The 25,096-nt window shown below is 40.6% G+C and carries 24 protein-coding genes; 7 read left to right on the top strand and 17 right to left on the bottom strand.

Annotated elements, in window-relative coordinates:
• Positions 1 to 2: 2 nt before the first annotated feature.
• Entirely contained in the window at positions 3 to 1,538 is a 1,536-nt protein-coding gene (locus H5200_RS16435) for a tryptophan halogenase family protein (protein ID WP_182761876.1), read from the bottom strand.
• A gap of 106 nt (positions 1,539 to 1,644) precedes the next feature.
• Positions 1,645 to 4,617 (bottom strand): TonB-dependent receptor, encoded by a 2,973-nt coding sequence (locus H5200_RS16430; protein ID WP_182761875.1) that lies wholly within the window; start codon positions 4,615 to 4,617, stop codon positions 1,645 to 1,647.
• Between the two features lie 483 nt (positions 4,618 to 5,100).
• Between H5200_RS16430 and H5200_RS16425 the strand changes: the two genes are divergently transcribed.
• On the top strand, positions 5,101 to 5,565 hold the full coding sequence (locus tag H5200_RS16425; RefSeq protein WP_259399224.1) for a GNAT family N-acetyltransferase: 465 nt from the start codon (positions 5,101 to 5,103) through the stop codon (positions 5,563 to 5,565).
• 47 nt (positions 5,566 to 5,612) lie between these two features.
• On the opposite strand, the gene H5200_RS16420 is transcribed toward H5200_RS16425, so the two are convergent.
• Complete coding sequence (locus tag H5200_RS16420) at positions 5,613 to 6,662, bottom strand: GGDEF domain-containing protein (protein WP_182761874.1); 1,050 nt, start codon at positions 6,660 to 6,662, stop codon at positions 5,613 to 5,615.
• Positions 6,663 to 6,883: 221 nt separating this feature from the next.
• Positions 6,884 to 7,777: a TIGR01777 family oxidoreductase gene (locus tag H5200_RS16415; RefSeq protein ID WP_182761873.1), complete on the bottom strand. Its 894-nt coding sequence runs from the start codon at positions 7,775 to 7,777 to the stop codon at positions 6,884 to 6,886.
• Between the two features lie 134 nt (positions 7,778 to 7,911).
• Between H5200_RS16415 and H5200_RS16410 the strand changes: the two genes are divergently transcribed.
• On the top strand, positions 7,912 to 8,952 hold the full coding sequence (locus tag H5200_RS16410; RefSeq protein WP_182761872.1) for an AI-2E family transporter: 1,041 nt from the start codon (positions 7,912 to 7,914) through the stop codon (positions 8,950 to 8,952).
• 12 nt (positions 8,953 to 8,964) lie between these two features.
• Here H5200_RS16410 and H5200_RS16405 read toward each other — a convergent pair whose 3' ends face one another.
• The 5 genes from H5200_RS16405 to H5200_RS16385 form a co-directional block, all read right to left on the bottom strand.
• On the bottom strand, positions 8,965 to 9,375 hold the full coding sequence (locus tag H5200_RS16405) for a hypothetical protein (protein ID WP_182761871.1): 411 nt from the start codon (positions 9,373 to 9,375) through the stop codon (positions 8,965 to 8,967).
• Positions 9,362 to 10,699, bottom strand: a complete 1,338-nt coding sequence (locus H5200_RS16400; protein WP_149980994.1) for an ATP-binding protein — start codon at positions 10,697 to 10,699, stop codon at positions 9,362 to 9,364. Before H5200_RS16400 ends, H5200_RS16405 begins: the two co-directional genes overlap by 14 nt.
• Positions 10,693 to 11,367 carry a response regulator transcription factor gene (locus tag H5200_RS16395; RefSeq protein ID WP_058558569.1) on the bottom strand — a complete coding sequence of 225 codons (675 nt, stop codon included), beginning with the start codon at positions 11,365 to 11,367 and terminating at the stop codon, positions 10,693 to 10,695. The genes H5200_RS16400 and H5200_RS16395 overlap by 7 nt, the downstream gene beginning before the upstream one ends.
• Positions 11,368 to 11,370: 3 nt before the next feature.
• Positions 11,371 to 11,634 carry a PepSY domain-containing protein gene (locus tag H5200_RS16390; protein WP_145233630.1) on the bottom strand — a complete coding sequence of 88 codons (264 nt, stop codon included), beginning with the start codon at positions 11,632 to 11,634 and terminating at the stop codon, positions 11,371 to 11,373.
• A gap of 218 nt (positions 11,635 to 11,852) precedes the next feature.
• Positions 11,853 to 12,155 carry a YciI family protein gene (locus tag H5200_RS16385; protein WP_182761870.1) on the bottom strand — a complete coding sequence of 101 codons (303 nt, stop codon included), beginning with the start codon at positions 12,153 to 12,155 and terminating at the stop codon, positions 11,853 to 11,855.
• A gap of 316 nt (positions 12,156 to 12,471) precedes the next feature.
• Here H5200_RS16385 and H5200_RS16380 point away from each other — a divergent pair, with 316 nt between their 5' ends.
• Positions 12,472 to 13,896: a sodium-dependent transporter gene (locus H5200_RS16380; protein ID WP_182718902.1), complete on the top strand. Its 1,425-nt coding sequence runs from the start codon at positions 12,472 to 12,474 to the stop codon at positions 13,894 to 13,896.
• Positions 13,897 to 13,962: 66 nt separating this feature from the next.
• On the opposite strand, the gene H5200_RS16375 is transcribed toward H5200_RS16380, so the two are convergent.
• Positions 13,963 to 14,604, bottom strand: a complete 642-nt coding sequence (locus tag H5200_RS16375; RefSeq protein ID WP_145233636.1) for a CPBP family intramembrane glutamic endopeptidase — start codon at positions 14,602 to 14,604, stop codon at positions 13,963 to 13,965.
• Between the two features lie 60 nt (positions 14,605 to 14,664).
• Positions 14,665 to 15,258 carry an inner membrane-spanning protein YciB gene (locus H5200_RS16370; RefSeq protein ID WP_145233638.1) on the bottom strand — a complete coding sequence of 198 codons (594 nt, stop codon included), beginning with the start codon at positions 15,256 to 15,258 and terminating at the stop codon, positions 14,665 to 14,667.
• Between the two features lie 174 nt (positions 15,259 to 15,432).
• Between H5200_RS16370 and H5200_RS16365 the strand changes: the two genes are divergently transcribed.
• On the top strand, positions 15,433 to 15,702 hold the full coding sequence (locus H5200_RS16365) for an HU family DNA-binding protein (protein ID WP_145233641.1): 270 nt from the start codon (positions 15,433 to 15,435) through the stop codon (positions 15,700 to 15,702).
• Positions 15,703 to 15,762: 60 nt separating this feature from the next.
• On the opposite strand, the gene trpA is transcribed toward H5200_RS16365, so the two are convergent.
• From trpA to H5200_RS16335, 6 genes are read right to left on the bottom strand one after another with little or no spacing between them, the layout of a single operon-like run.
• Positions 15,763 to 16,593 (bottom strand): tryptophan synthase subunit alpha, encoded by an 831-nt coding sequence (gene trpA / locus H5200_RS16360; RefSeq protein ID WP_149980999.1) that lies wholly within the window; start codon positions 16,591 to 16,593, stop codon positions 15,763 to 15,765.
• Positions 16,590 to 17,774, bottom strand: a complete 1,185-nt coding sequence (gene trpB / locus H5200_RS16355; protein WP_145233645.1) for a tryptophan synthase subunit beta — start codon at positions 17,772 to 17,774, stop codon at positions 16,590 to 16,592. The genes trpA and trpB overlap by 4 nt, the downstream gene beginning before the upstream one ends.
• Before the next feature lie 7 nt (positions 17,775 to 17,781).
• On the bottom strand, positions 17,782 to 19,146 hold the full coding sequence (trpCF, locus tag H5200_RS16350) for a bifunctional indole-3-glycerol-phosphate synthase TrpC/phosphoribosylanthranilate isomerase TrpF (RefSeq protein WP_149981000.1): 1,365 nt from the start codon (positions 19,144 to 19,146) through the stop codon (positions 17,782 to 17,784).
• A complete protein-coding gene (trpD, locus tag H5200_RS16345) occupies positions 19,139 to 20,167 on the bottom strand; it encodes an anthranilate phosphoribosyltransferase (protein ID WP_149981183.1) in 1,029 nt (342 codons plus the stop codon). Before trpD ends, trpCF begins: the two co-directional genes overlap by 8 nt.
• Positions 20,168 to 20,220: 53 nt before the next feature.
• Entirely contained in the window at positions 20,221 to 20,838 is a 618-nt protein-coding gene (locus tag H5200_RS16340; protein WP_182718905.1) for an aminodeoxychorismate/anthranilate synthase component II, read from the bottom strand.
• A gap of 1 nt (position 20,839) precedes the next feature.
• The gene (locus tag H5200_RS16335; protein WP_182734838.1) at positions 20,840 to 22,408 is read right to left on the bottom strand and encodes an anthranilate synthase component 1; all 1,569 of its coding nucleotides are present in this window, start codon (positions 22,406 to 22,408) and stop codon (positions 20,840 to 20,842) included.
• Between the two features lie 423 nt (positions 22,409 to 22,831).
• Here H5200_RS16335 and H5200_RS16330 point away from each other — a divergent pair, with 423 nt between their 5' ends.
• From H5200_RS16330 to H5200_RS16320, 3 genes are all read left to right on the top strand, one after another.
• A complete protein-coding gene (locus tag H5200_RS16330) occupies positions 22,832 to 23,689 on the top strand; it encodes an RNase RNM (protein WP_182718907.1) in 858 nt (285 codons plus the stop codon).
• A complete protein-coding gene (locus H5200_RS16325) occupies positions 23,682 to 24,302 on the top strand; it encodes an L-threonylcarbamoyladenylate synthase (protein WP_145233655.1) in 621 nt (206 codons plus the stop codon). Before H5200_RS16330 ends, H5200_RS16325 begins: the two co-directional genes overlap by 8 nt.
• A gap of 15 nt (positions 24,303 to 24,317) precedes the next feature.
• Positions 24,318 to 25,096, top strand: a 779-nt coding sequence (locus H5200_RS16320) for a ScpA family protein (RefSeq protein ID WP_182761869.1), incomplete at its 3' end; no start/stop codon positions are given.

The raw sequence follows: 25,096 nt of genomic DNA, 5'->3' as shown, positions 1-25,096 counted from the left end.
GGTTAAGCCTTATTGTTTAAAAGTTGATTTAATAATGCGCGATTTGTTGGTAACCCTTGTAAGTATTTGGCAATTTTTTCACGGTTTTGCTGATAAAAATACTGCCCAGCTTTAGCGTTATTAAAGGTATTTTCTGCTGTTGTATTTTGCGTGTGAAAGCCCATTCCATACAATACATATTGATAGCTGGCAGAGGGGACTACCTCTTCGTTTTCAATTAAATCAAACCTGCTTGGTGGTTGATATTGCCAAAGTGCCAGCAATTCATTCAAACGAGTAGGAATGCTCGATGGTTTTTTTATATCACGCCAGTATTGACTATCATCACGTTCACTTAATATGTAATGTAACTTTAAAAAGTCGATTACTCGCTGCCAGCGATAACTAAAGCGCTGATTAAATCGTTTAGCCAGCAAGTCCATATGAGTACGGTTTTGCGGCATTTGTTCGCTTAACATGCTGATTGAAAGCTCCACCATCGCCAGTGCTGATGCTTCAAGTGGCTCTATAAAACCTTGCGACATACCAACAGCAACACAGTTTTTTACCCAAAACTGTGTGCGGTAACCAGGAAGAAAACTCAGCTTGCGAGTTTGTATTTGCTCGGCGACTTGTTCACCAACAGATAGCGCAGCATAGCTCTTTAAGGTGTTCACAGCGGTTTGTTCATCGCAGTATTTATCGCTATAGGTATAACCGATACCACGACGACTCGGTAGACCAATATCCCAGATCCAACCATGTGGCTGCGCCGTTGATAAAGTGGCTGAGGCGATCTCTTGTTGATTATCGTTATAAGGGAGATGTGCAGCGATAGCGCTATTATTAAAAAGAATATGATCTTGTGTGATAAGCGTTGCGCCATAGTGCTCACCAATCAAACGCGCTCGAGCACCGGTACAATCAATGAATAAGTCGCCGTCTATGTCACCGTGCTTTATGGTGGTGAGTGAATGAATATAATCGTCATGACTATTTTTTACTTCGATGACGTCATCAATAATATGATGCACATTGAGTTTTTCTACGCAGTGGTGTTTTAAAAATGTGGCAAACTTACCGGCATCAAGATGATAGCCGTAATTAGTGACCGCCGCGTATTCTGGTGTGTGTAACTGCTTAGGTGCAAGTGATGCTTGGCAAACAAAGCTTTGCATATTAACGGCGTCGGCATATTTTTGAGTGCTTGCATGATGTTGCCAGTAAGCGTGTAAATCGGTTTCTAAATAGCCTTCGGGAGTCATAAACGGATGATAGTAGTTTTCGCCTATATTTATGTTACGCCAGTTTATGAATTTTGAACCTTGCTTAAATGAAGCATCGCAGTGACGTATAAAATCTATTTCTTCGATACCAATTCGCTTGAGCGTATTGCGCATAGACGGCCAAGTGCCTTCGCCTACACCTGAAATAGCAATGTTTGCAGACTCTATTAAGGCAATCTTTTGTTTAGGGTGTTCAGCGGCTAATAGCCCTGCACTTAGCCAACCTGCTGCGCCACCACCTAATACCACAATGTGTTGTATTTTATTATTCATTGTGTGCTCTGTTGTTTTAATAAAATTGCTATTAACCTGCAACGCAAAAAGCCGCTAACAACTAGCGGCTTAATACTCATGGCGTTAATGAGTCAATAACCCTTGCTTAGAAGTTATAACGCATACCAATATTATAGCGTGCACCATTTTGTTCTAAATTCCATAACTGTGCTTCATACCGGCCATGTTGGCGCATATTTTGTTCAGTAATGTTAAGCCCTTCGACAAAGAACGACATTTGTTCACTGTAGTTGTAAGCAATATTAAAATCAATTTGGTAATACTCTTCTGTAAAGCCCGGTTCGTTAACGTAACGGGCAGCACTGTTTAAGAATTTATCACGCCAGTTATAGGCGATACGCGCCTGAAACTTATCGTTTTCGTACATGGCTATAAAGTTAGCTGTGTCGCTTAAGCCAACAAGGGCAAATTGTGTGACGGTTGGATCAGCGGCTACATTATAATCAATATCACCATTTACTATGGTGTAGTTAGCTTGTAAGCCAAAACCCGTGTCGCCAAAGAAGTGTTGTACGGCAAATTCATAACCATCAATTTTGGCATCTTTACTGTTGGTTGGTACTTGTGCCGTAAAGTCCATCAGTGGGTCATCACTGTTTGGTAGAACGTCGTAAGCGGCTTCAAATTCTTCATAGCTCATCGAGTCAAATGCTACACCATTTTCCATTGCAGCGACCATTTGGAATAAATTTGAATCAGTAAACGCAAAACCTTGTGCCTCAAGCTCTGCTTTGGCTGCTTGTGCTCTTGGACCCGCAGATGCATCGCGTAAGCCGTAGTAGTTTTGAGTCATTGGTGATAGACCAATAAAATTATCTACTTTTTTATTAAAGTAACCAATCGACACATAACTTAGATCAGTGAAGTACCACTCAGCAGATACATCAAAATTATTCGATTCAAGTGGGACAAGGCTAGGGTTACCAGTTGCTGCTGGTGCATTAGTGGTGCCTGGAATGATCGAAGGGCCGGTAGGTACACCTACCGTTGCCGCAGAACTTAAATTGTCGTAAGTAGGGCGGGCAATAGTGGTACTGTAAGAGGCGCGAAGAGTCACATCCTCAATAACGTTAATGTTAAAATCTAAGCTAGGTAAAAAATGGTTATAGCTTGAGCTCAAGGAATAGTCATCTTTATTGGTGCCGTAACGCACATTAAAGTCGTTGTTACCTTCCCATGCAACTGCATCAGGTAAATCAATATTAGCAGTTGAGGTAATATCGGTTGTTTCATAGCGCGCACCAATCACAAGGTTAAATACCATACCATTGATTTCGTTACTGTAATTATATTGTACAAATGCCGCTTGAATATCTTCTTCAATAGTGCGATTTGTTGCAAAGGCGCCATCAGCCGCAAAATTGAACCCGTATTGATCTGCCGCCCAGTAACCAATCTGTGAAGCACTACCGGTAAAGCCTTGATCAAACGAACCACTGGTATCGTAATCATCAAATTCGGCTAAAAAATTAGTTGGATCTAAATAGCCATCGGGTAGTTCACCAGGGTTTTCAATGCCCCAGTTACCCATTGTATTACGTGTTAGCGATTGTAAAGAGTGACTTTCCATTGAGCGTGACTCAATACCAAAGTCGATACTGCCGTTGTCTATGAGATAACTACCGTGTAGTCGAAATTCATCAACGGTTGATTCTTGACTTGCAAAGTTTGCATCTAAAATTGAGCTACCTACATCAGCTTGATCAAGCGCTCCTGAGCAGTTTAGATTTGTGCGACTACAGTCATCGAAATCTATTACCATAGAGGGTAAGTCACGGCTAAAGTCAACTTGTTGTGCGGCCACGACATTGGCACCTAAGCCTGCATTTATCCAACTACCATAAGGCGCATCGGGTTTGCTGGTGGCTTTTGAGCTGTGGGCATCAAACGTAAAGTTCAGTTGATCACTAAAGTAGTATTGAAGGTTTAAACCGATTGAATTATTTTCGTTTACTTGATTTTGCTCTTGTAATGCTAAGCCTAAGTCGCGAGTGGATAAGTCGCGGCGTTCTTCACGGTAATAAATAGGTGTTTTAACAGCATTGTCATCAAATGTTAAATGGGTTTTATAGTTGTCCATCCAAATTGATTGCTCTGCACGGGCTTCAAATAACTCTTGCTGTGAGTAAGTATAATCAAGTATTGCGGTAAACGAGTCAATAGGGCTGTATTGCAATGTTAATTGAGCATTAGTACGAGTTCGCTCACGATCTGCAATGGTGTAGCGCAAGTCTGATGGCATTGAATAATACTGGCCCATCGCAGGAGCATTTTCTAATACAATGTCATCTGCTGCTTGAGGGATGGTGCCATCATATTCTGTGGTGCGCCATTCGCCAACAAATGCCCCGGTTGCTGAACTATCACGCTGTTGCATACTTGCTGTGAGTGAAGCACCAAATTTAGCATCTTCATCTGTCCAGCTAAAGATCCCTGAAATTTCTGGAGTAACATCATCGCCGACACGGTTAGTTGTATCGTGCTGTGCTTTAACACCAATATTGGCAACTAGGCCAGGGTTATCAAGCGGACGAGCAGTATTGATATTAATGGTTGCACCAATGCCACCAGATGCGATGCTTGCTTTACCTGTTTTATATACTTCCACTGATTTCACACTTTCTGAGGCAAGATTAGCAAAATCATAGGCTCGAGAGTTTGGAGCACCACCACCAGCAGGAAGAGAGGCCGCAGGCATTGTACGTCCGTTTAATGTCACCATATTATAATCTGGACCAAAACCACGCACCGTCACTTTAGAACCTTCACCATTGCTGCGGTCAATTGAAACACCGGTAATGCGTTGCAGCGATTCAGCTAAATTAGTGTCTGGAAATTTACCAATGTCTTCTGCAGAAATGGCATCAACAACCCCAGAAGAGTAACGCTTAAGCTGAGTTGATTCTTTGATACTGCCTTTAAAACCGGTGACTTGAATCACTTCTAATTCACTTTGTTGTTCAACCTCGGCGGCAAACGTAGACATAGTGGTTGCGGCACCTAAAATCAAAGATAAGCTGGTGGCTAACTTTGTTTTCATTAAAATATGCTTGGACATTAGACTTCCCTCGTACTGTTATCATTATTATTTACTCGCCACAAAAATGCGGCGGTATCACTGTGTGTGGAAGCGCTTCCATAGCGGCTTGTATTAATTTCTGTGGAAGCGCTTCCAGAAAGGCTAGTGTAATTTTTATGTTGCGTCAACAACTGTGTTTAATTTATTGCAGCTAAAATGTATTAAATTTGTTTATTTGGATGTGGTGTTTATTGTTTTATATATAATTATCGGTCAATTATTTTTTATTTTCATCTTTGTAACTTTATTAGGTAAATGAGTGTTCGCATGGTTTTTATGCCCATAAATATGAAAACAACTGAACTTAAACGGGAGGCTAAGTGAATGATGGAGTAGCAATTAGCATAAGCAAAAAGTATCTTATTGTTATTATCTAATTGCGTTTGGTATATTTATAACGTATTGTTTGTTATCAATTAACATGGAATATATCGTACTTCCCGCGATTAAGTAAGAGTCGTTATGTTGTTAACTCACGTCAGAAATACCCACATAAAAGAAATCATGTCATGGTTTTTAAATGAAGAAGAAGTTCATGCATGGGCTGGGCCTAATTTTAGATACCCGTACGATTTTAATTCTTTCAAAAAGGGTTTAAAACTTGATGAAATAAACTCATTTGTATTGCTTGCTGATGATAATACGCTAATGGCTTTTGGTCAGTTTTATTTACGTATTGGTCGTTGTCATCTAGGTAGGTTAGTGGTTAACCCTGAGTATCGTGGCGGTGGCATTGTAGCAACACTAATTATGAAGCTCAGTGAAGTAGGTCAATTAACTTTAGCTACGCAAACATGTTCTTTATTTGTATTAGCTCATAACAAAAGTGCGATTAAAGCGTATAAAAAACTTGGCTTTGTGCTTGCTGATTACCCAGAGCCAATACCACTTGCTAATTGTTTGTATATGACAAAGACACCAGGCTAAGTTTAATCAGTGGATTCAGTGCTTAAAAAAATTACAATTCAGTTCGGTTACATAACACCGTTGGCAACATGGTCGGTTTGTTGATCACTAATAACTACTTGATCTCGGCCTTTTGCTTTAGCGATATATAAGCGTTTATCGGCTTGATCTAACAGTGTTTTAATTGAAGCATTGGCATCATAACTACTGCTAATTCCCACACTTACTGATAAATTAATAGTGTTTCCTTTAAAACGTAAGCTATGCCCTCTAATTGCATCACAGAGTTTTTGAGCAGTTACCTGAGCTTGATTAAGAGATTGATCAGGGAGTAATAAAGCAAACTCTTCACCACCAATTCGCGCAGCAATATCGTTATCATTTAGCTGTGCCATGATATGTTGCGCGATCCATTTAATAGCGGTATCACCTGTGCTGTGACCATATTTATCATTAACACTTTTGAAGTAATCAATATCGATCATAACTATCGAAAATGATTGCTGATATGCAACGCCTTGTTTGAGGAGTTTTTCACCTTGCATAAAAAAACCACGTCGATTTAAGAGGCGGGTGAGCACATCGTGATTGACTAGTCGCTGAAGGTTTTCTTCAATATTTACAAATAATAAAAACGGCAATACCAAAGCTGTAGCAGTCGCTAGAATGACATGGCTTACTAAAATTATTTGTAGCCAAAGACTATAATCAGTTGCAGAATTACTAACCAAAGGAGCTACTAACATAAATGCTTGTATATACATGATCAAACAATGGCTAATAAAACAGCCGGACAAGATTTTTTGTTGCATTGGTGCTACGCATTTCATCTTATGAACTAAACATGCGCCGTAAATAAAGAGTGTTGCAATAACAATACTTGTCACCAATTGGCCTGCTGTAATAGCATAGATTGGTAGTAACACAATTGCACTGACAATCACTAAGGTTAAAAAGTGCCGGTTAGTATTTTTAGTGAGGTTAGTTACTTTCTGCAAACCAATAAGAGCGAGTATAGGACTAATTATGATGCACATATCAGCCAGATAGTGCGTAATAAAAGGGTTATCAAGCACTATTCGCAGGCATGCTAAGATTTGCGCGGCCACAAATACCATACACGACCCGCCTAAGTATAAATAACAGGGTTGTTTTTTATAATTATAAACGGTAAAAAAAAAGCCGCCGATCAGGACATTCAAAAGTAATGATATGCTCATCACAGTAGGTAAATGTAGCATTATGAATCTGCCTTGTTTAATCGAGCTGCTTTAGTCACTGTTGTTATAATTATTATGTATTAGTATTTAAATAGCAAGGTAGTATTAAATTGCTGCATTTATTGTAATAGGTTTGTAAGTGCACTGTCTAATTTTTTATAACGAAAGCAATAGTTGCTATCAAGTGCTTTAGTTGGTTGTACATATTGTCCGTAAAGCAGCAAATCTGCCATTTCACCCATTACTAATTTTAGTACCCATGCAGGCATAGTTATTTTTGCTGGTCGATTTAATACCTTACCTAAACTTTGACTAAATTCGCTATTTGATACAGGTGTTGGAGCGGTCATATTAATTGCGCCGCTGAGTTGCACGTTATTGATAATATGTATAATTAAATTAATCATATCCTCGATATGTATCCATGACATGCCTTGCTGGCCATCAGCAATAGGACCACCTAGTGCTAATTTAAATGGTGGTAACATTTTGGCTAATGCACCACCATTGTTAGCTAAAACGATACCGGTACGTAATAAACATACTCGAGTATTGACTGATTCTGCTTGCAGGGCGGCTTGTTCCCAATCATGGCATAGTTGATGACTAAATTCAGAGGTCACATCAACAAAGCTTTCGTCAATTACACTGGTGGATTGGCGACCGTAAAATCCGACCGCACTGCCTGATATAAAAGTATGCGGCGGTGTATCGCATTGGTTAATTGCAGCGCTAATTTGTTGAGTGAGCGAAATACGGCTGTCTCGCAGTATTTGTTTTTGTTTGTCGCTCCAGCGTTTATTTACGATGGGTTCACCGGCTAAATTAATAATGCAATCGAGATTATTAAAATCAACCTCTTCAAGGGAGTCAGTCGTATGAATGTTCTCACCTAACAGTTTTGTCGCATTTGCAGGATTGCGGGTGAGCACTGTCAATTGATGTTCTTTGTTCAGCTCAGGGCACAAATGACGACCGATCAGGCCTGTTGCGCCAGTTATTAAGATATGCATAGCAATATAAAACTCTTTTAGTAATTATTTATTGGTTATACGTAGGGTAGGCTGCTTTGATCACTTTGCAAATATTTCATTCTACAGACTTTTCACATACACTAGCTGCAGTTTATATTTTAAAGGATTGTAGTTTGGCTAGTTTAACTGGGGTAAACAAAAGTTTAGTTATCTTTGCAGCGTTGGTGGTTGCTTTAGCCGGTATTAAAGCGGCAAGTGTAATTGTCATTCCGTTTGTACTTGCAGCATTTATTGCCATTATTTGTAGTCCTTTATTAAGTTTTTTTGGTCGGTACAAAATACCTAAAGGCATCGCGATTATGTTAGTGATGTTGATGGTGGTTGGCTTAGGGGTTAGCCTTGCCAGCTTAGTCGGGCAATCATTGACTGACTTTTCACAGCATTTACCTGAATATAAAAGTAAGTTACAGGATGAGTTTATTTGGTTGGTTGATGTTGCTGCCAAGTACAATATTTTGCTCAATAAAGAGCAAGTTATATCAATGTTCGACCCAGGAAAAATGATTGATGTTGCCACCGGTATGCTGACTGGCTTAGGTGGCGTGATGGCAAATTTGTTCTTAATTATTTTAACTGTGGTATTTATGCTTTTTGAAGGGCCTATGCTTAGTCATAAAATTCATATGGCATTAGACGATCCTGATATGAAAATGCAGCAAATAGACCGTTTTTTAAATTCTATTAATTCTTATTTAGCGATCAAAACAGTGGTGAGTGTTGGTACTGGTGTATTAGCCGGGCTACTACTGTGGTTCTTAAATGTTGACTACTTCGTGTTATGGGGAGTAATGGCATTTATGTTTAATTACATCCCTAATATTGGCTCTATTATTGCCGCTATCCCAGCTGTTTTATTAGCTTTGATCACACAAGGACCATTGGTCGCAGGGATCGTAGGTGCAGGTTATTTAACTATTAATACCGTGATGGGTAATATAGTCGAACCAAAGTACATGGGCAAAGGTTTAGGGTTGTCGACCTTAGTGGTATTTTTATCATTGATCTTTTGGGGCTGGCTGATTGGCACTGTAGGTATGTTGTTATCGGTGCCACTGACGATGATTGTTAAAATTGCCCTAGAAACCAGTGATGAAGGACGTTGGTTAGCGACTCTTTTGGGTAATGGTGAAGAAATCGAGTCACCGTCTAAATAGCCACAGTGGTGGTTAGATAGGTTGTTTTAATACAGTGATGTGCTGCTCTAACATACGCAATTCACAGCGTTTATATACAATAGCAGCTTGGGTGGCGTTAGGTACTTTGTGTAAATAACGCCATTTACAGCTGTCTTCCACGTATTTATCATGACTAATAATGCTACGTTTAAAGATTGGTAGCAACTGAGTATTACCGCTATCTTCTTGGATCTTATTTAAATCTAAAGTGATTTTATTTATCCAGGTTTGTTGAATGCGGGTTAAGCTTTCTATTTGTTTATCTAAACATTGAATATATTTTTTAGCTTCATCAGGTGTTGCTTGCTCAACGACAGTACATTGCTCTTCTGCTGCAAACGTTGTTGTACTCAGTGCTAAAATTAGTGCTGAGATTGTTGTTAACCGACTATTTTTTATCATTATAGTTAAACTCTAAAATAAATTTCGCGCCGCCTAAGGTATCAGCATCTAAAATAGTCAGGGTACCGTGATACGACTTTACTAAATCTGACACAATCGCCATACCGACACCATGCCCGCTTTCGTAGGTGTCCAAGCGGGTACCTCGAGTAAGTAAGGACTCGCGTTTATCAATCGGCACACCGGGCCCATCATCACTAATAGCGATGGTGAGATTGCGTTTTTGAATGACTTGGATATCGACTTGTGAACGACAAGCTTTACAGGCGTTATCAATTAAGTTACCGAGTAGTTCGAGTAAATCAGTCTTGTCACCTAAAAAGTAATCTTTGTCTTTAACCGCATGGGTAAAAATAATATCTTTATCGCGGTAAACTTTACTCATTGCATTGAGGATTGAATCGAGCACCGGCTTAATGGCTGTTTGTTTTTTCCAAGTATCAGATGCACCTGTTGCAGCACGTTTTAATTGGTGTTCGATCATCACATTTATACGGTCAAGCTGCTCTTGGGCATCGGCATCGTTGGCAAGCGGGCTCGATTTTAATACTGCCAGTGGCGTTTTAAGTGCGTGAGCTAAGTCGCTTAAAGACGCACGATAGCGCTCTTTTTGGCGTTGCTGAGTTTCGAGTAGTAAATTTAAATCGGCTTTTATAGTTTGCAGCTCAACAGGATAAAGTCCTTTAATTTCTTGAATATCACCTGACTCAATGGCTTTTATTTCTTTATCCAGTCGTTGCAACGGCCGCGCGCTCCACACAAAGCCCACAGCCATTAATGCTGCAATGGCTACACCCATGACGTACATCCAGTTTACAAGGGTTTGTTTAAAACCATCCATTAACCGCAGTAGAGCATCGTTGCGTTTTAATAAAATAAAGCGAGCATGCTCTGACTGGTCAATGTTATTTAAAATAACGGTTAGGCTAAGTTGCCAATACACTGTATTTTTATATTCCACACGACGAAAGTCGGCAGCGCCTGCTTTGGTTTCTAGTTCGTCAGGCACAAAGTTAACATTTACCGCCGACTCAGAGTGCCATACAGGCTGTTCTTCACGATAGATCATCGCATAAGTATCAGAATTTAAACGATTCAATTCAGGAGCTAAAATAGTGCTGGGCATGATAATGCCGCGCTCAGTAAAATCGACTTCTGAAATTAAAGAATATAAATGGGCTTCGAGGGTTTTTTCGGTGGCTTCGACTAATGAAGCGTAGTACGCCTTACCAATAGAGAAGAATAGGATAGGTAAAGCGACTAATAAAACAAAGACAAGGATAAATCCTTGCCTTACTTTTAACGGTATTTGCGATGCTACCACTGACTTTTAAGCCTGTAACCGCGTCCGCGTAGTGTTTCTACTGGATTTAAAGTACCATCAGGGTCAAGCTTTTTACGTAAGCGCAGTACGAATACTTCGATTACATTTGAATCTAAATCAAAGTCTTGATCATATATGTGCTCTGTAAGCTCAGATTTAGAAATCACTTTTTGTGGATTAACCATTAAATACTCAAGCACTTTGTATTCGTATGCGGTGAGACTTAGTTCTCGGTCATCAACCCACACTTGTTGTGAGCGGGTATGAATTTTAATAGGCCCAGCAGTCATTTCAGGATTTGCTTTACCTGCGCTACGACGAATTAACGCATTACAACGCGCTATTAACTCTTCAACATGAAATGGTTTAGTTAAATAGTCATCAGCACCAGCATCAAGTCCTTCAACTTTATCTTGCCAACGGTCACGTGCTGTTAAAATCAGAATTGGAATGGTGACCCCTTGTGCACGGGCTTTATTGATCAGTTCAATACCATCGATTTTTGGTAAGCCTAAATCAACTACCGCCATATCAAGAGGATATTCTGTGATGTGAAATAAACCAGCTTCGCCATCATGACAGAGATCGACACTATAACGTTCTTTTTCTAATGCATTACGCAGATTGTCTGCTAAGTGTAAATCATCTTCAATTACTAAAATTCGCATTTCTTAATCCTTCTTCACTTCGCCGGTCTTTTTATTGACATGAACGTCGACGACATGGCCGTCCGATTTTAATATTCTTACAGTATAAATATCGTTAAGTACGGTAATTTTAAGAGTTTTACCATCTTCGACTTTTTTAGCAAGCTCAACAGCTTGTTTTTTATTGATCTCAGCTTTATTGACTTGAGATGCAGCTTGGCTACTAGTCGAAAAAACACTCGAAAATAGCACAGTGATGGCGACGCTGAGAGCTAACACAGTACGCATGATGAGAAACTCCTAAACCAGACCTGAATAGTTTAATGAACCAAGTAGCTATAATTCAAGTGAAAAATCACTAAATCTGATGATTCAATGCAACAGAGTTTAATTAACATCCGGTGAACAAACACTGAATTGTGGTGATTTGACTCAAAGTCTTATAGCCATTGCATTAAAATCTGGTTCATTTAAATAGTATAATCCTGTTTGATTGTTGGTTTTACTTAGCCAGGAAAAACTTTTTTAAACGGTTTAACTTGTGAGTTTTCATATACGCCGCCGTTGACGTAAGGATCTGCTGCAGCCCATTCGCGAGCTGCTTCTAATGAGCTAAATTCTGCAATCACTAAAGAACCAGTAAAACCAGCGTCAGCTGGCTCGGCGCTATCAATGGCAGGTAATGGACCTGCTGTCAGTAATCGGCCTTGCTTCTCTAATTCTTGCAAGCGTGCTAAATGAGCAGGGCGGGCGGCTTTTCTTAATTCTAAGCTATTTTCAACATCAGTTGAGTAAATCATATACAACATGGTGTGTTCTCTGGATTTCAATATTATTGGAATTATGCTGATATTAGCACAGCAAAATTAATAGGCGAATAAATTACGATTAGTTTAGAGCGCTATTAAAGCGCGAAAGCTTTACGCAGTTTTTAGTTAACTTTCGAGGCTGTAAATTGATGCTGCGATTTAATCACTGTTAGCTTGAACAAATTTTAATCTTAAAAGAACAACAACCTCTAAGGTTTACAGTATCATTATATTTTTAAGTGGAATCTGCTTGAAAAGCCCAGCACAACACTGGTAGAGTCGCTTGAATGGTACAAAATAATAATAAGGTTTTTAAATGAGCGATACTCGTGAGCATTTTAGCTCCCGCCTCGGATTTATATTAGCAGCTGCTGGCTCTGCGGTCGGTATTGGTAACTTGGTTGGTTTTCCAGTCTCAGCAACAAAAAATGGTGGTGGTGCATTTTTGCTCGTTTACGCGCTATTTGTTGTGTTTATTTGTTTGCCGGTAATGATGGCAGAGATGGCAATGGGACGCCAAGCACAAAAAGATCCACTAGGCTCTTACAAGTTATTATCAGGTAATGATGCTAAGTGGAGTTTTGCTGGCTTTTTAGCAGTATTAACCCCGTTTATGATTGCAGTGTTTTACATGGTTATTACAGTCTGGATTTTTGGTTACTTAAGCCAAGTTGCGGTTGGGAACTTAGATGTGTTGGCTGATCCAAAAAGCTTTGGGGTGTTTATTAATAGTTCCAGCGTGTTTGCGTATATGGCAGCCGTGGCATTAATTGTTAATTTGATTTTAGTCGGTGGTGTTAAGCAAGGGATTGAAAAAGCAGCTAAGTTTTTAATGCCCGCATTGTTCGTATTGCTAATCGCATTAGTGGCGTATGTATTGACGCTAGACAATGCTATGGCTGGCGTTAAGTACTATATTATCCCTGATTTTTCTAAGATGAATGCCAGTGTCTTGAATGGTGCATTAGCGCAAGCGTTTTTCTCATTGTCGTTGGGTATGGGTATATTGATGACTTACGCTTCATATATCTCGAAAAAGGATGACATTGTTGGCAGTGCTAAAATGGTTGCACTGACTGATTCACTGGTGGCGTTTATTGCCGGTCTTATGGTGCTACCAGCTATCTTTAGTTTTAACCCAGATACTGATCCTACTAAATTGTCTGACTCATCTGTGTCGATGATTTTTGAGTTTTTACCAAAGATTTTACTCGCGCTACAAACTGATATTGGCTATGTTGGTGCATCAATTGTTGCGTTTGTGTTTTTCTTGCTGGTATTTTTTGCTGCAATTACCTCGTTGGTATCCATCGTTGAGGTGCCAACAGCTACGCTAAGTGACCGTAAAGGCATAAGTCGTAAAATGGCGTTACTGATATTAACTGGTAGCATCGGTGTACTGACAGTGTTATGTACTATGTCGTTTGGTATGGTTGAAGGGTTAACTTCATTTACTAACTATGGTGGAGCGTCTAAAAGCTTATTTGATATTGTGTATGATGTATTTTACGACACTATCTTGCCATTGAATGGTTTAATGGTATGTTTATTCGTGATGTATCGCTGGAAAAAAGTACGTTTAAGTGAAGAGCTAAGCCAAGGTTGTCCAGGCTATGCAGGTAGCTTTACTGAAAAATACGTTAATTTTTCGCTATCAACCTTTATTCCGGTAATTTTAGTAGTTATATTTATTAATACCGTAGCGACTAAGTTTTTTGCTATGAGCATTTTCGGTTTTTAATTAATACAACTAATTGAGCTTCCCATAATTAAGCCGTGTTAAGTATCATTAGCACGGCTTTTTCAGTTAAGAGATTGTTGCCGAATCTAAGTACTGACCTATTCCTAATGTAAACATCCACAGTCCCCATAAGCTGTGTTCGATAACGCAGACAAACGTGGAGCGGCTTTGAGCATAGGTAAATGCAAATAATAACCCGCCTATAAATGCCAGTAGTACTGCCACCCAATTAGCATAAACAATATGCGCTAAAGCAAATACTGTGGCGCTAACAATTATGCGCACCGTTTTTTTTGGCATGATGCGTTTATAACGATGAAAAAAATAAGTTCGAAATATCAACTCTTGCGGCATGACTGACAATAATGGATAGAACGCGAGTAACATTAACCAGTCATTAAATGAGTTTCGAGGCAGCATAAACCAATTACCTTGATTAATGATCCCGTAAAAAACCCCTGAAAACAGTGCGCCGATAAAAAAGAAACTAAACAGTCGGCGTTTCACTGCGGAAAATTGACCAAGGCTGGTAAGTCTAAAGCGTTTAAAGTGGGGATCGCCTAGCAGCAACATACCGCAGACACTCATTAACACGATTAACGCGGGGATCAGCCAATTAGCAAGGTAGGCACGAAGGTAAAAACCCAGCAAAGGAAGGCATACAAATATAAAGGTAAATTCAAACCAGCGGTATTGATTGGCGTTCAAGGTCGTCTCAGCGTGATTTTGTATACTAGGCTAACAAGCTAAGACGACATATTTATGACATTAAGAGCGCTTTTTATTGTCTACTTTGGGCTCATCTTCATCGGGTAAATATTTATACAACATGATGATAGTGGCAAAAAGACTGACAAATGTGATCCCCATTAAGCCAAACACTTTAAAGTTAACCCAAAAATCGAGAGAAAAGTTATAAGCGATATAGATATTTAACGCTGATATTCCCGCTGTGATCGCTATCCACAATATGTTGAGTTTATCCCAAAGCGACTCAGGTACGGTAATTTCTTGCTCAGAGTCTGATGCATTATTTAAAATGGCACTGAGTGCTTGTTTAACTAAATTTTTACCAAGAAAGTAGCGACTGATCAATAAGCTTAATGAGAGCACAGCGTAGATGATAGTGGCTTTCCACTTCACAAATTGTTCATCATGAAACACCAGCGTAAGAGTGCCTAAAATCACTGCAATGGCAAAAAATAACCATTGGCGTGTAGGTACTTTGCCTATTTTAAAATAAGAATAAGCGACCTGCAGAAAAGTGGTGCCCATTAATAATGCCGTTGCCCAGTAAATATCAACTAACTTGAATACCGCAAAAAATAAAATTAGCGGAATAAACTCAATTATTGCATGCATAGAATGCCCAAAAATTTAAAACCAAAAATAGTTGCAGAGGTTGTATCAACTTATTGTGTTGTTTACAAGGTTGACTTAGTAGTTACTAACCCTTAGCCTGCGTGCCTTTGTATTCAATCATTACCAAAATCTGCTGAACAGTGACTGAGTAAGCGGTATTTTTAGGAGCATTTTATGAATAAAGCACAACTGATTAGTGCAATGTCTGCACACAGTGAATTAACTAAAAAAGATTCTCAAGCGGCTTTATCAAGCATGCTTGCAGCCATCACTAAATCATTATCAGAAGGTGATCAAGTGCAAGTAAATGGCTTTGGCACGTTTGCGTTAAGTTATTATCCCGCACGTACAGGACGCAACCCACAAACGGGAGAGGCAATAGACATTGAAGGCGCTAACAAGCCTGTATTTAAAGCAGCAAAAGCGTTGAAAGAGAGTCTTTAACGCGTTTGATTACCAGAAAAGGGCCGCAACAGGCCCTTTTCTTATTTTCGAAGTATGAATTTACAGCGCAGTTGCAGCTTTCATGCTCGCTACGAACTGTTGTAAACCACTGAGCATAGCTTGAGGGGTATCGAGATTCGCTTCAATAATTTTCACTACCGCCGAGCCAGATATAGCACCCGCTGCACCGGCATTAAGTGCTGCTTTTACATCATCAGGGGTTGAAATCCCAAAACCTAATAACGCAGGGGCGCTGTGGTATTCTTTTAGTTTAGTGACAATTGATGTCGCAGGCATTTGTGCTTTAGTTTCTGTGCCTGTTACACCCGCACGAGATAGCAAATAAGTATAACCACGGCCATAAGAGGCACATTCGCGTAAAGTGTCATCAGGTGCGTTAGGCGTGGCTATAAAAATGGGGTCAATGCCATTACTCATTGCCGCTTTGCGAAACATTTTAGATTCATGAAGCGGCACATCTGCAACTAGAATTGAGTCAACGCCAACTGCTTTGGCATCTTGGTAAAAAGCCTCTAAACCGCGTTTAAAAACTAAGTTCGAATACAACAATAAACCAATTGGGATATCAGCATTGTACTGGCGTACTTGTTTGATGATATCAAAGCAATCTTGGGTATTTATATTTACTTTAAGAGCGCGAATATTGGCAGCTTGAATAACTGGGCCATCTGCTATTGGGTCTGAAAATGGAATACCCAGCTCTAAGCCATCAGCGCCGCCATCAATTAAGCTTTTGATTATTTCAACGCTCAGTTCTTTATTTGGATCGCCAATTGTAACAAACGGCACAAATGCACCTTGATTTAGCTCGCTTAAACGGGCGAACATTTTACCGTAGCGGTCTGTTTTTTGAATTGCTGTCTGGCTCATAACTGATCCCCTTTAGAAAGTACATCCATAACGTGTGATAAGTCTTTGTCGCCGCGACCACTTAGATTCACTACTAAAATTGACTCTTCAGTTTGCTGCTCTGCATACTTCAGTGCGTAAGCTAGTGCATGACTTGATTCGAGCGCAGGAATAATCCCTTCGTTTTTAGCCAGTAATTGGAATGCTTCTAATGCTTCGGTATCTGTAATACCCACATATTGCGCACGGCCAGTTTCATGTAAAAACGCATGTTGTGGGCCAACAGCTGGGTAATCAAGACCCGCTGAGACAGAATATGATTCCTCAATCTGGCCATCATCATTTTGCATTATATATGTATAAGTACCGTGCAAAATACCTTTGGTTCCTTTACAGATTGTTGCACCGTGCTCGTGGGTATCAAGCCCTTTGCCAGCGGGCTCTACGCCAATGAGTTTTACACTTGGCTCGTCAATAAAATCTGTAAACATACCAATGGCGTTAGAGCCACCGCCTACACAAGCAAGTACCGCATCAGGTAGGCGACCTTCAGCTTTTAATACTTGTTGTTTCGCTTCTTCACCAATCACTTTTTGGAACTCACGAACGATGGTAGGGAATGGGTGAGGACCTGCAGCAGTACCAAGTAAGTAATGCGCTTCTTTATAATTTGCTGACCAATCACGAAGCGCTTCGTTTACGGCATCTTTTAATGTGCCAGAGCCTGCAGTAACTGGGATCACTTCAGCGCCCATTAGTTTCATTCTAAATACGTTTGGTTGTTGGCGTGCCACGTCTTTAGCGCCCATATAAATACGGCATTTTAAACCAAGTAATGCACACGCAAGCGCCGTTGCAACGCCGTGTTGACCTGCACCTGTTTCAGCAATAACTTGTTTTTTACCCATGCGTTGAGTTAATAGTGCTTGGCCTAACACCTGATTCGTTTTGTGCGCGCCACCGTGCAGTAAATCTTCACGCTTTAAGTATAATTTTACTTTTGGGTTTTTAATTAAGTTACGCGTTAATGTCAGCGGCGTAGGACGGCCAGCATATTCATTAAGTAACTTTTCCAGTTCAGCTTGAAAAGCCGGATCTGTTTGCGATTTATTAAATTCGTTTTCGAGTTGTTTAAGTGCTGGTACTAGCAATTCTGGGACAAACATGCCGCCAAATTCGCCGAAATAAGCTGGATTATTCATATTAACCTCAATATTTACGGATGCTGATAAATGCATCATTTAATTTGTTTGGACATTTTTTACCGGCGCTTTGCTCAACCCCTGAATTTAGGTCGAGTCCATGCGCACCTTGATATAATGCACCTTGAATATTTTCTGGATTTAAGCCACCAGCAAGCATAAATGGCTGCTTAGTCTCTTTGAGTATTGCCCAATCAAAGGTCTTACCGGTACCGCCGGCTTGCGTATCGCTGTGAGTATCGTATAAGTGGCGATCAGCGCCATTGACAGGTGTTGGCAAGCTATCCTTCACAGCTTGCGCCTTCCAAATCTGACAATTACTTGGTAGCAAAGGACGCAGTTCGTTAATATAGACTGCATCTTCTTGGCCATGTAATTGCACTGCTGCAAGCTTTAAGCTCTGAGCATGATTGACAACGTCTGCGATTGTTGCGTTTACAAATACGCCTACATAGGCAAGCGGGGCACTTTGCATAACTTGTTTTGCACAATCTAAATCAACAAAACGAGGGGATTTAGGTGCAAAAATTAGCCCCCCATAAACGGCACCACTTTCATAAGCGGCAATGGCATCTTGGCTACGGGTTAAGCCACAAACTTTGTTTTCACCTAAAATTACGCTTCGACAAGCGCGCTCTAAATCACGCTCAGCCATTAGTGAACTACCGATTAAAAAGCCATTACATAACGGGGCCAAGCGTTTTACATCTTGGTGTGTGTAAATACCTGATTCTGAAATAACCACTTTGTTATCAGGAATAAGCTTTCTTAGTGCCTCTGTGGTAGCTAAGTTTGTGCTCAAATCACGTAAATCACGGTTATTAATACCAATAATTTGCGCATTGAGTGCCAGAGCTCGATGTACTTCAGCTTCGTTACTCACTTCGGTGAGGATTGCCATGTTTAGGCTTTTTGCAACTTTTTCAAGCGATTGATATTGCGTATCATCGAGTACTGACAACATTAATAAAATAGCATCGCCGCCATAAATACGGGCCAAATAAATTTGGTATTCATCGATAAAGAAATCTTTACAGATCAATGGTTGCTCTACTTGACTGCGCACAAATTCGAGATAATCAAAACTACCCTGAAAATATTTTTCATCGGTTAACACACTGATGCAGCTAGCGTAGTTTTTATAAACACGGGTGATCTCGGCTAAATCAAACGGCTCTCGAATAAGGCCTTTTGACGGCGAGGCCTTTTTGCATTCCAAAATAAACTGAGTGCCAGGCGCTGCAAGGGCTTTATAAAAATCACGATTTGTGGGTATTGCTTGATGCTTAAAGCTCTCAAGAGGGCGCTTGGATTTGCGTTCAATGAGCTCTATTTTTTTATCTGCAACTATTTTGTCTAATACATTAGCCATTACTTACCTCGGAGTTTGCGTATTCTTTATTACTGCTTATGACAATGGCATTTAAGGTATTCAATGCACGGCCGCTTTGTAAAACCTCTTTAACTTGCATCGCGGCACTTTTAAAATCGTCGGCTTTATTGGTTAAATAAAGCAACGCAGCAACGTTAACAATAATGGCCGCATTGTGCGCGTCGGTGCCGTTACCAGCTAAAATAGCCATGCTAGCCTTGGCGTTATATTCTGGCCCTTCACCGGCAAGTTGTTCAAGTGAATAGTTTGCAAGACCAAAATCAGCAGGGGTAAGTGTGTACTGGCTGATTTTTCCGTTGTTAAGCTCTGCGACGGTCGTTTCACCGTGCAAGGCTATTTCATCGGTGCCCGAGCCATGAACGACCATTGCGCGCGGTGTACCTAACGTTTTTAAGGTGTGTGCCATCGCTAAGCATAAACTTTCATCATATACCCCCAATAATTGCACATCCGGTGCTGCTGGATTTGCCAATGGCCCTAAAATATTAAAAATAGTACGGGTTTTTAAGGTCGTTCGCACACCCATAGCATGGCGTACGCCGCTGTGATAATGCGGAGCAAACAAAAACGTAAAGCCGGTTTGCTCTAAACACTGCGCCGCGTGTGCTGGGTTCATGTCTATATTGATGCCCAATGCTTTGAGTAAATCAGCGGAGCCGGAGTTACTCGAAACACTGCGATTACCGTGTTTGACCATATTTATACCGCAAGCTGCAGCAACGATGGCGGCGGTGGTGCTAATATTAATAGTGTTTGAGCCATCGCCGCCAGTGCCACAACTATCGACAAGGTTGGTTAAGTGAGTAATAAAAGGTATCGCATTAGCACGCATCGATGCGGCTGCTCCTGCGATTTCGTCGCTTACTTCACCTTTTATTTTCAGTGCCACTAAGATGGCTGCCAGTTCGATGTCATTTACTTTGCCTTGCATAATAGCATCAAATAACTGTTGGCTTTGACTAAAGCTTAATGATGTTTGCGTTAATAACACATCAATCATTGAGCCAATGCTCGCCTCACTGGCTGATTGTTGGTTTACTGACATACTATCCTCTACTGCTGTGCACTGGCTAAAAATTGCATACTTTGTTGAAGTAGCGCGGCGCCATTGGGCGTCAAAATAGACTCAGGATGAAATTGATAGCCAAGGGCTTTATCGTCACGATGATAAATTGCCATCGGTATTGACTCATAGTGGGCTATCACTGCAACACTGTCGGGTACTTTCGTGGCCATCAGTGAATGATAACGTGCCACAGGCATACGTTCACCCATACCTGCAAATACTGGGTGCTCACCAAGCTCTATGATTGATGATTTACCATGTACGGTTTCTCCAGCATGGCCAATAATACCGCCATAACTTTGTGTTAGTGCTTGTTGACCAAGGCAAATCCCCAACATTGGAAAACGGCCTTTGCATAGTTCAATCAATGCCATTAAACAGCCCGCCGCAGTGGGGGTGCCTGGGCCCGGCGACAGTACTAAAATCACTGGTTTAGTTTCCGCACACATTTTGTCATAAATCACCTGCGCGTCTATGTTGTTACGATATACCACTAAATCGCTGCCTAACATAGAAAGTTCATCGACTAAGTTATAACTAAATGAATCAAAATTATCTAAAAAGTAGATTTTTAAGTCCGTTAAGTTGTTGATGTTTTCACTCATTTTAGTGTCCTTGGTACGTCGATTGAATGGCTGTAATAACCGCTTGTGCTTTAGCACGAGTCTCATTAGCTTCAGATTGAGGGTCTGAGTCAAACACAACTCCGGCACCGGCTTGTACATACGCGGTATTATTTTTAACAAAGGCCGAGCGAATAACAATGCAACTGTCCATGGCGCCGTCACCGGTTAAATAACCTACCGCACCACCGTAACTACCACGGCGCTTACCTTCAGTTTGCCTTACCAACTCTGCCGCGCTGACTTTAGGCGCACCAACTAAAGTGCCCATGTTCATACAGGCTTGGTAAGCGTGTAGGGCATCCAGCTGAGGTTTTAATGTGCCAACAACGCGTGACACTAAATGCATTACTTGCGAATAACGGTCGACCTTTAATAGCTCTTTTGCGTGGCGAGTTCCCGGGACACTGATACGAGCTACGTCATTTCGTGCTAAATCAACCAACATTAAATGCTCAGCACGCTCTTTTTGATCGTTGCGCAGTTCCAGTTCAATACGACTGTCCAAATCAGGATTAATTTGGCCATTAGCAAACTTTCCTCGCGGGCGAGTTCCTGCAATTGGATATACTTCAACTTGTTGTGATGTAGCGCAAAACTTTAAAGCTGACTCAGGAGAGGCACCAAATAACGCAAATTCACTGTCGCGCATATAAAACATGTACGGGCTTGGATTTTGTTTTTTTAGTTGGCTGTAGGCATGTAGTGGGTTGGCGCAAGCTAACGAGAAGGTACGCGATGGCACAACTTGAAAAATATCGCCATCGACAATGTGTTTTTTCAAACTATTGACCTGTTGGCAATAGAGCTCGTCACTAATATCAACACTGACGTCACTGCTGCCAGCACTTTGCTGCGCACTATAGCTATCGGCTTGGTCGCATAAGGTATTTAAACGTTCGAGCTTTTTACCCACTTCAAAACAGTTTGCATGCACATCAGGGCCATTAAAAACGTTACCAATCAGCTCAGTGGTTTTAGCTTGGTGATCAATTACCACTAAGGTTTCAGCTAAATAAAATACGTAATCAGGACAGCTATTTTCTCCATCTGGTACATCACTCAGTTGTTCAAAGTTGGCTACCATGTCGTAAGCAAACACACCGCCTAAAAATAACGAAAATGGATTGTTTGTGGTGCTGCTGATACTATTTATACAACAGCGCAAGGCACTAAAAGCATTATCGGCAATCAGCTTTGAGGCTTCATCAATATTATGATCGATACCTTGATATTCGATGCTGAGAGTTTGCTTGTTTAATTGAGTATGGCAGTTTTCTAATTTAGTTTGTAAATAAGGCAGTAATTGCTGACCATTATTAGATTGCGCCGTTACTGTGACTGTTTTACCTGTGCAGATTATTTTTAGTGCACAATCTACCAAAATTAAACTTTTGACACTGTCTTTAGAATCAATTTCTGCTGACTCTAACAGTAATGAATTATCTTTATCAAGCAATCCATATAGTGCCAATGGGCTATGTATATATTCTCGCACTTCGGTGATGCTAGTAACTTCACCTGGCGTTGTTGTTATATGACTAAAAATCAAACCTCATTCCCTCAAAAAAATAAAACCCCGCAAGCTAAGCTATGCGGGGTTTGAATAACGATACCTATGTTTCAGATAGACCATTACCGTCCCGCTATACCAGGCGCCACCACCAATGATGTGTAAGAGTTGCTACGTTATTCATGTTTGTTACCCTAAAATTTAAATATAAAAAAACCCGCAATAAGCGGGTTTAGAATGTGTTAGACACGACAATTCGTCACCCGATAATTTACGAGTGCCACCACCAGATAGTGTTTTGGATTGAATTGATCATTGTTGTAGTTCTATTTGTGTCTCAAGTGACTACAGTAAACCGTATCAACGGCGTTAGTGTCAAGTATTTATTTAAAACAATTTATTAAAAAATTTTGTTATACTTAATAACAACTTTCGCACATTTAATAAGAGCAGTCTTCTCTTTTGATAAAATACGATTTACACAGTCATACCACACATTCTGACGGGCAATTAACTGTTGAGCAATTATTATTGCGTGCAGTTGAAAAAAAGATAGATGTGTTTGCGATCACTGATCACGACACCACTGCTGCGGTTAAACCTGCACAAGCATATATAGAAAGCGAATCTCTACCATTAACCTTGATATCAGGGGTTGAAATTTCCACTAAGTGGGAAAGTTTTGAGATCCACATCGTGGCATTAAACGTAGATATCAACGAGTCAACACTGACCAGCTTATTGACTATCCAACAGCAAAAACGTGCTGATAGAGCTGTCGAGATTGGTCGCCGTTTAGAGAAAAATGGCTTTGATGGCATTTATCAACAAGCGCAAGAGCTTGCCGCAGATGCACAAATTACCCGTGCACATTATGCAAGAGCACTTATTGCTCGTGGCGTTGCAACCACAATTCCTGGGGTGTTTAAAAAATACCTTGGCCGCGCTAAAACGGGTTACGTACCAAGCGATTGGTGTGATATGCAAACCGCCATTGCCGCCATTCATGCCGCAGGTGGCGTTGCTGTGATTGCCCACCCTGGGCGTTATCAAATGTCAAATAAATGGCTGCGCAAATTATTGAGTCAGTTTAAAGATGCCGGTGGCGATGCAATGGAAGTTGCACAACCACAACAAGCACCGACTGAGCGACAGTTTTTAGGCGAATTGAGCCGTGAATACGATTTACTGTGTTCGCAAGGATCTGATTTTCATTTTCCTACTAGTTGGCTAGAATTAGGAAAAAACTTATATTTGCCAAAAGATTGCCAAGGCGTTTGGCAAACTTGGGAAGGGCAAACAGGAGAACTAAATGAGTGATTTTTTTCATATTCATCCAGATAATCCACAACCACGCTTAATTAATCAAGCGGTCGACATTATCAAACAAGGTGGTGTGGTGGTATACCCAACCGATTCAGGCTATGCAATAGGCTGTAATTTAGGTAACAAACAAGCAAAAGAGCGTATTGAGCGCATCCGTGGTATTGAAAAACACCATAACTTTACCTTAGTATGTCGTGATCTATCTGAGCTTTCTACTTATGCACGAGTAGATAACCAACTGTTTAGATTAATTAAAAACAATACACCCGGGCCTTATACGTTTATCTTTAAAGGCACTAAAGAAGTACCAAAACGTTTGTTAAACGACAAGAAAAAAACCATTGGTATTCGTGTAATAGAACATCCAATTACCTGCGCATTGCTAGCCGAGTTAGGTGAGCCATTGATGTCGTGTTCATTAATTTTACCCGGTGAGCAGTTTACTGAGTCTGATCCGGACGAGATACGTGATCGCATAGGTAATCAAGTTGATTTAATTATTCATGGCGGCTATTTAGCTGAGCAAGCAACCACAGTAATCGACCTGTCAGAAGATACTGTTGAGGTGCTGCGTGTAGGCTGTGGCGATACAGCTCCATTTGAATAACTACGCCGATAAACCATGAACGAACTACATACTGATGATGTAGCTCAAATACGAGAGCCGGCGCAACAAAAGCTGCCGCTGGCTTTTTTGCATGGCAAAGAAGTAATGAATACCCCGGAAGATTTGTATATTCCGCCAGACGCTCTAGAAGTAATTTTAGAAACCTTTGAAGGGCCACTTGATTTATTACTATATTTAATAAAAAAACATAAGTTAGATATTCTGGAATTGTCGATTTTTAGCATTACTGAACAATACGTCCGTTATGTTGAAATGATGACCGAGTTTCAATTGGAGCTTGCTGGTGAATATTTGGTGATGGCGGCATTACTTGCACAAATAAAATCACGACTATTACTGCCAAAACATGAAGAGCTTGAGGAAGAAGAAGATCCACGGGCTGAATTAATTCGTCGTTTACAAGAGTATGAGCAATTTAAGCTAGCTGCGCAGAACCTTGATGATATTCCACGTGTTGGCCGCGATATTTTTATTGCCCATGCGTTAGTGCCTGAGCAGAGCGAGCATGCTCAATTGTTACCGGATGTTGATTTAAAAGATTTACTATTTGCGCTCAGTGATGTGATGGCGCGAGCTAAAACTTTTGAGCATCATCAAATAACCGCTGAAGCTTTATCAACTCGCGAAAGAATGAGTTTAATTTTGCAAAAGTTATCGACAGTCGGCACGCAACTTCCTTTCACTGACTTATTCACTCTTGACGAAGGCCGCAGTGGTGTAGTGGTTAGCTTTATTGCTATGCTAGAGCTCATCAAAGAAAACCTTATCACTTG

This window comes from Pseudoalteromonas sp. SG43-7 (assembly GCF_014164295.1).
Lineage (GTDB): Bacteria > Pseudomonadota > Gammaproteobacteria > Enterobacterales > Alteromonadaceae > Pseudoalteromonas > Pseudoalteromonas rhizosphaerae.
This window is presented reverse-complemented; position numbering and strand designations above follow the sequence as displayed.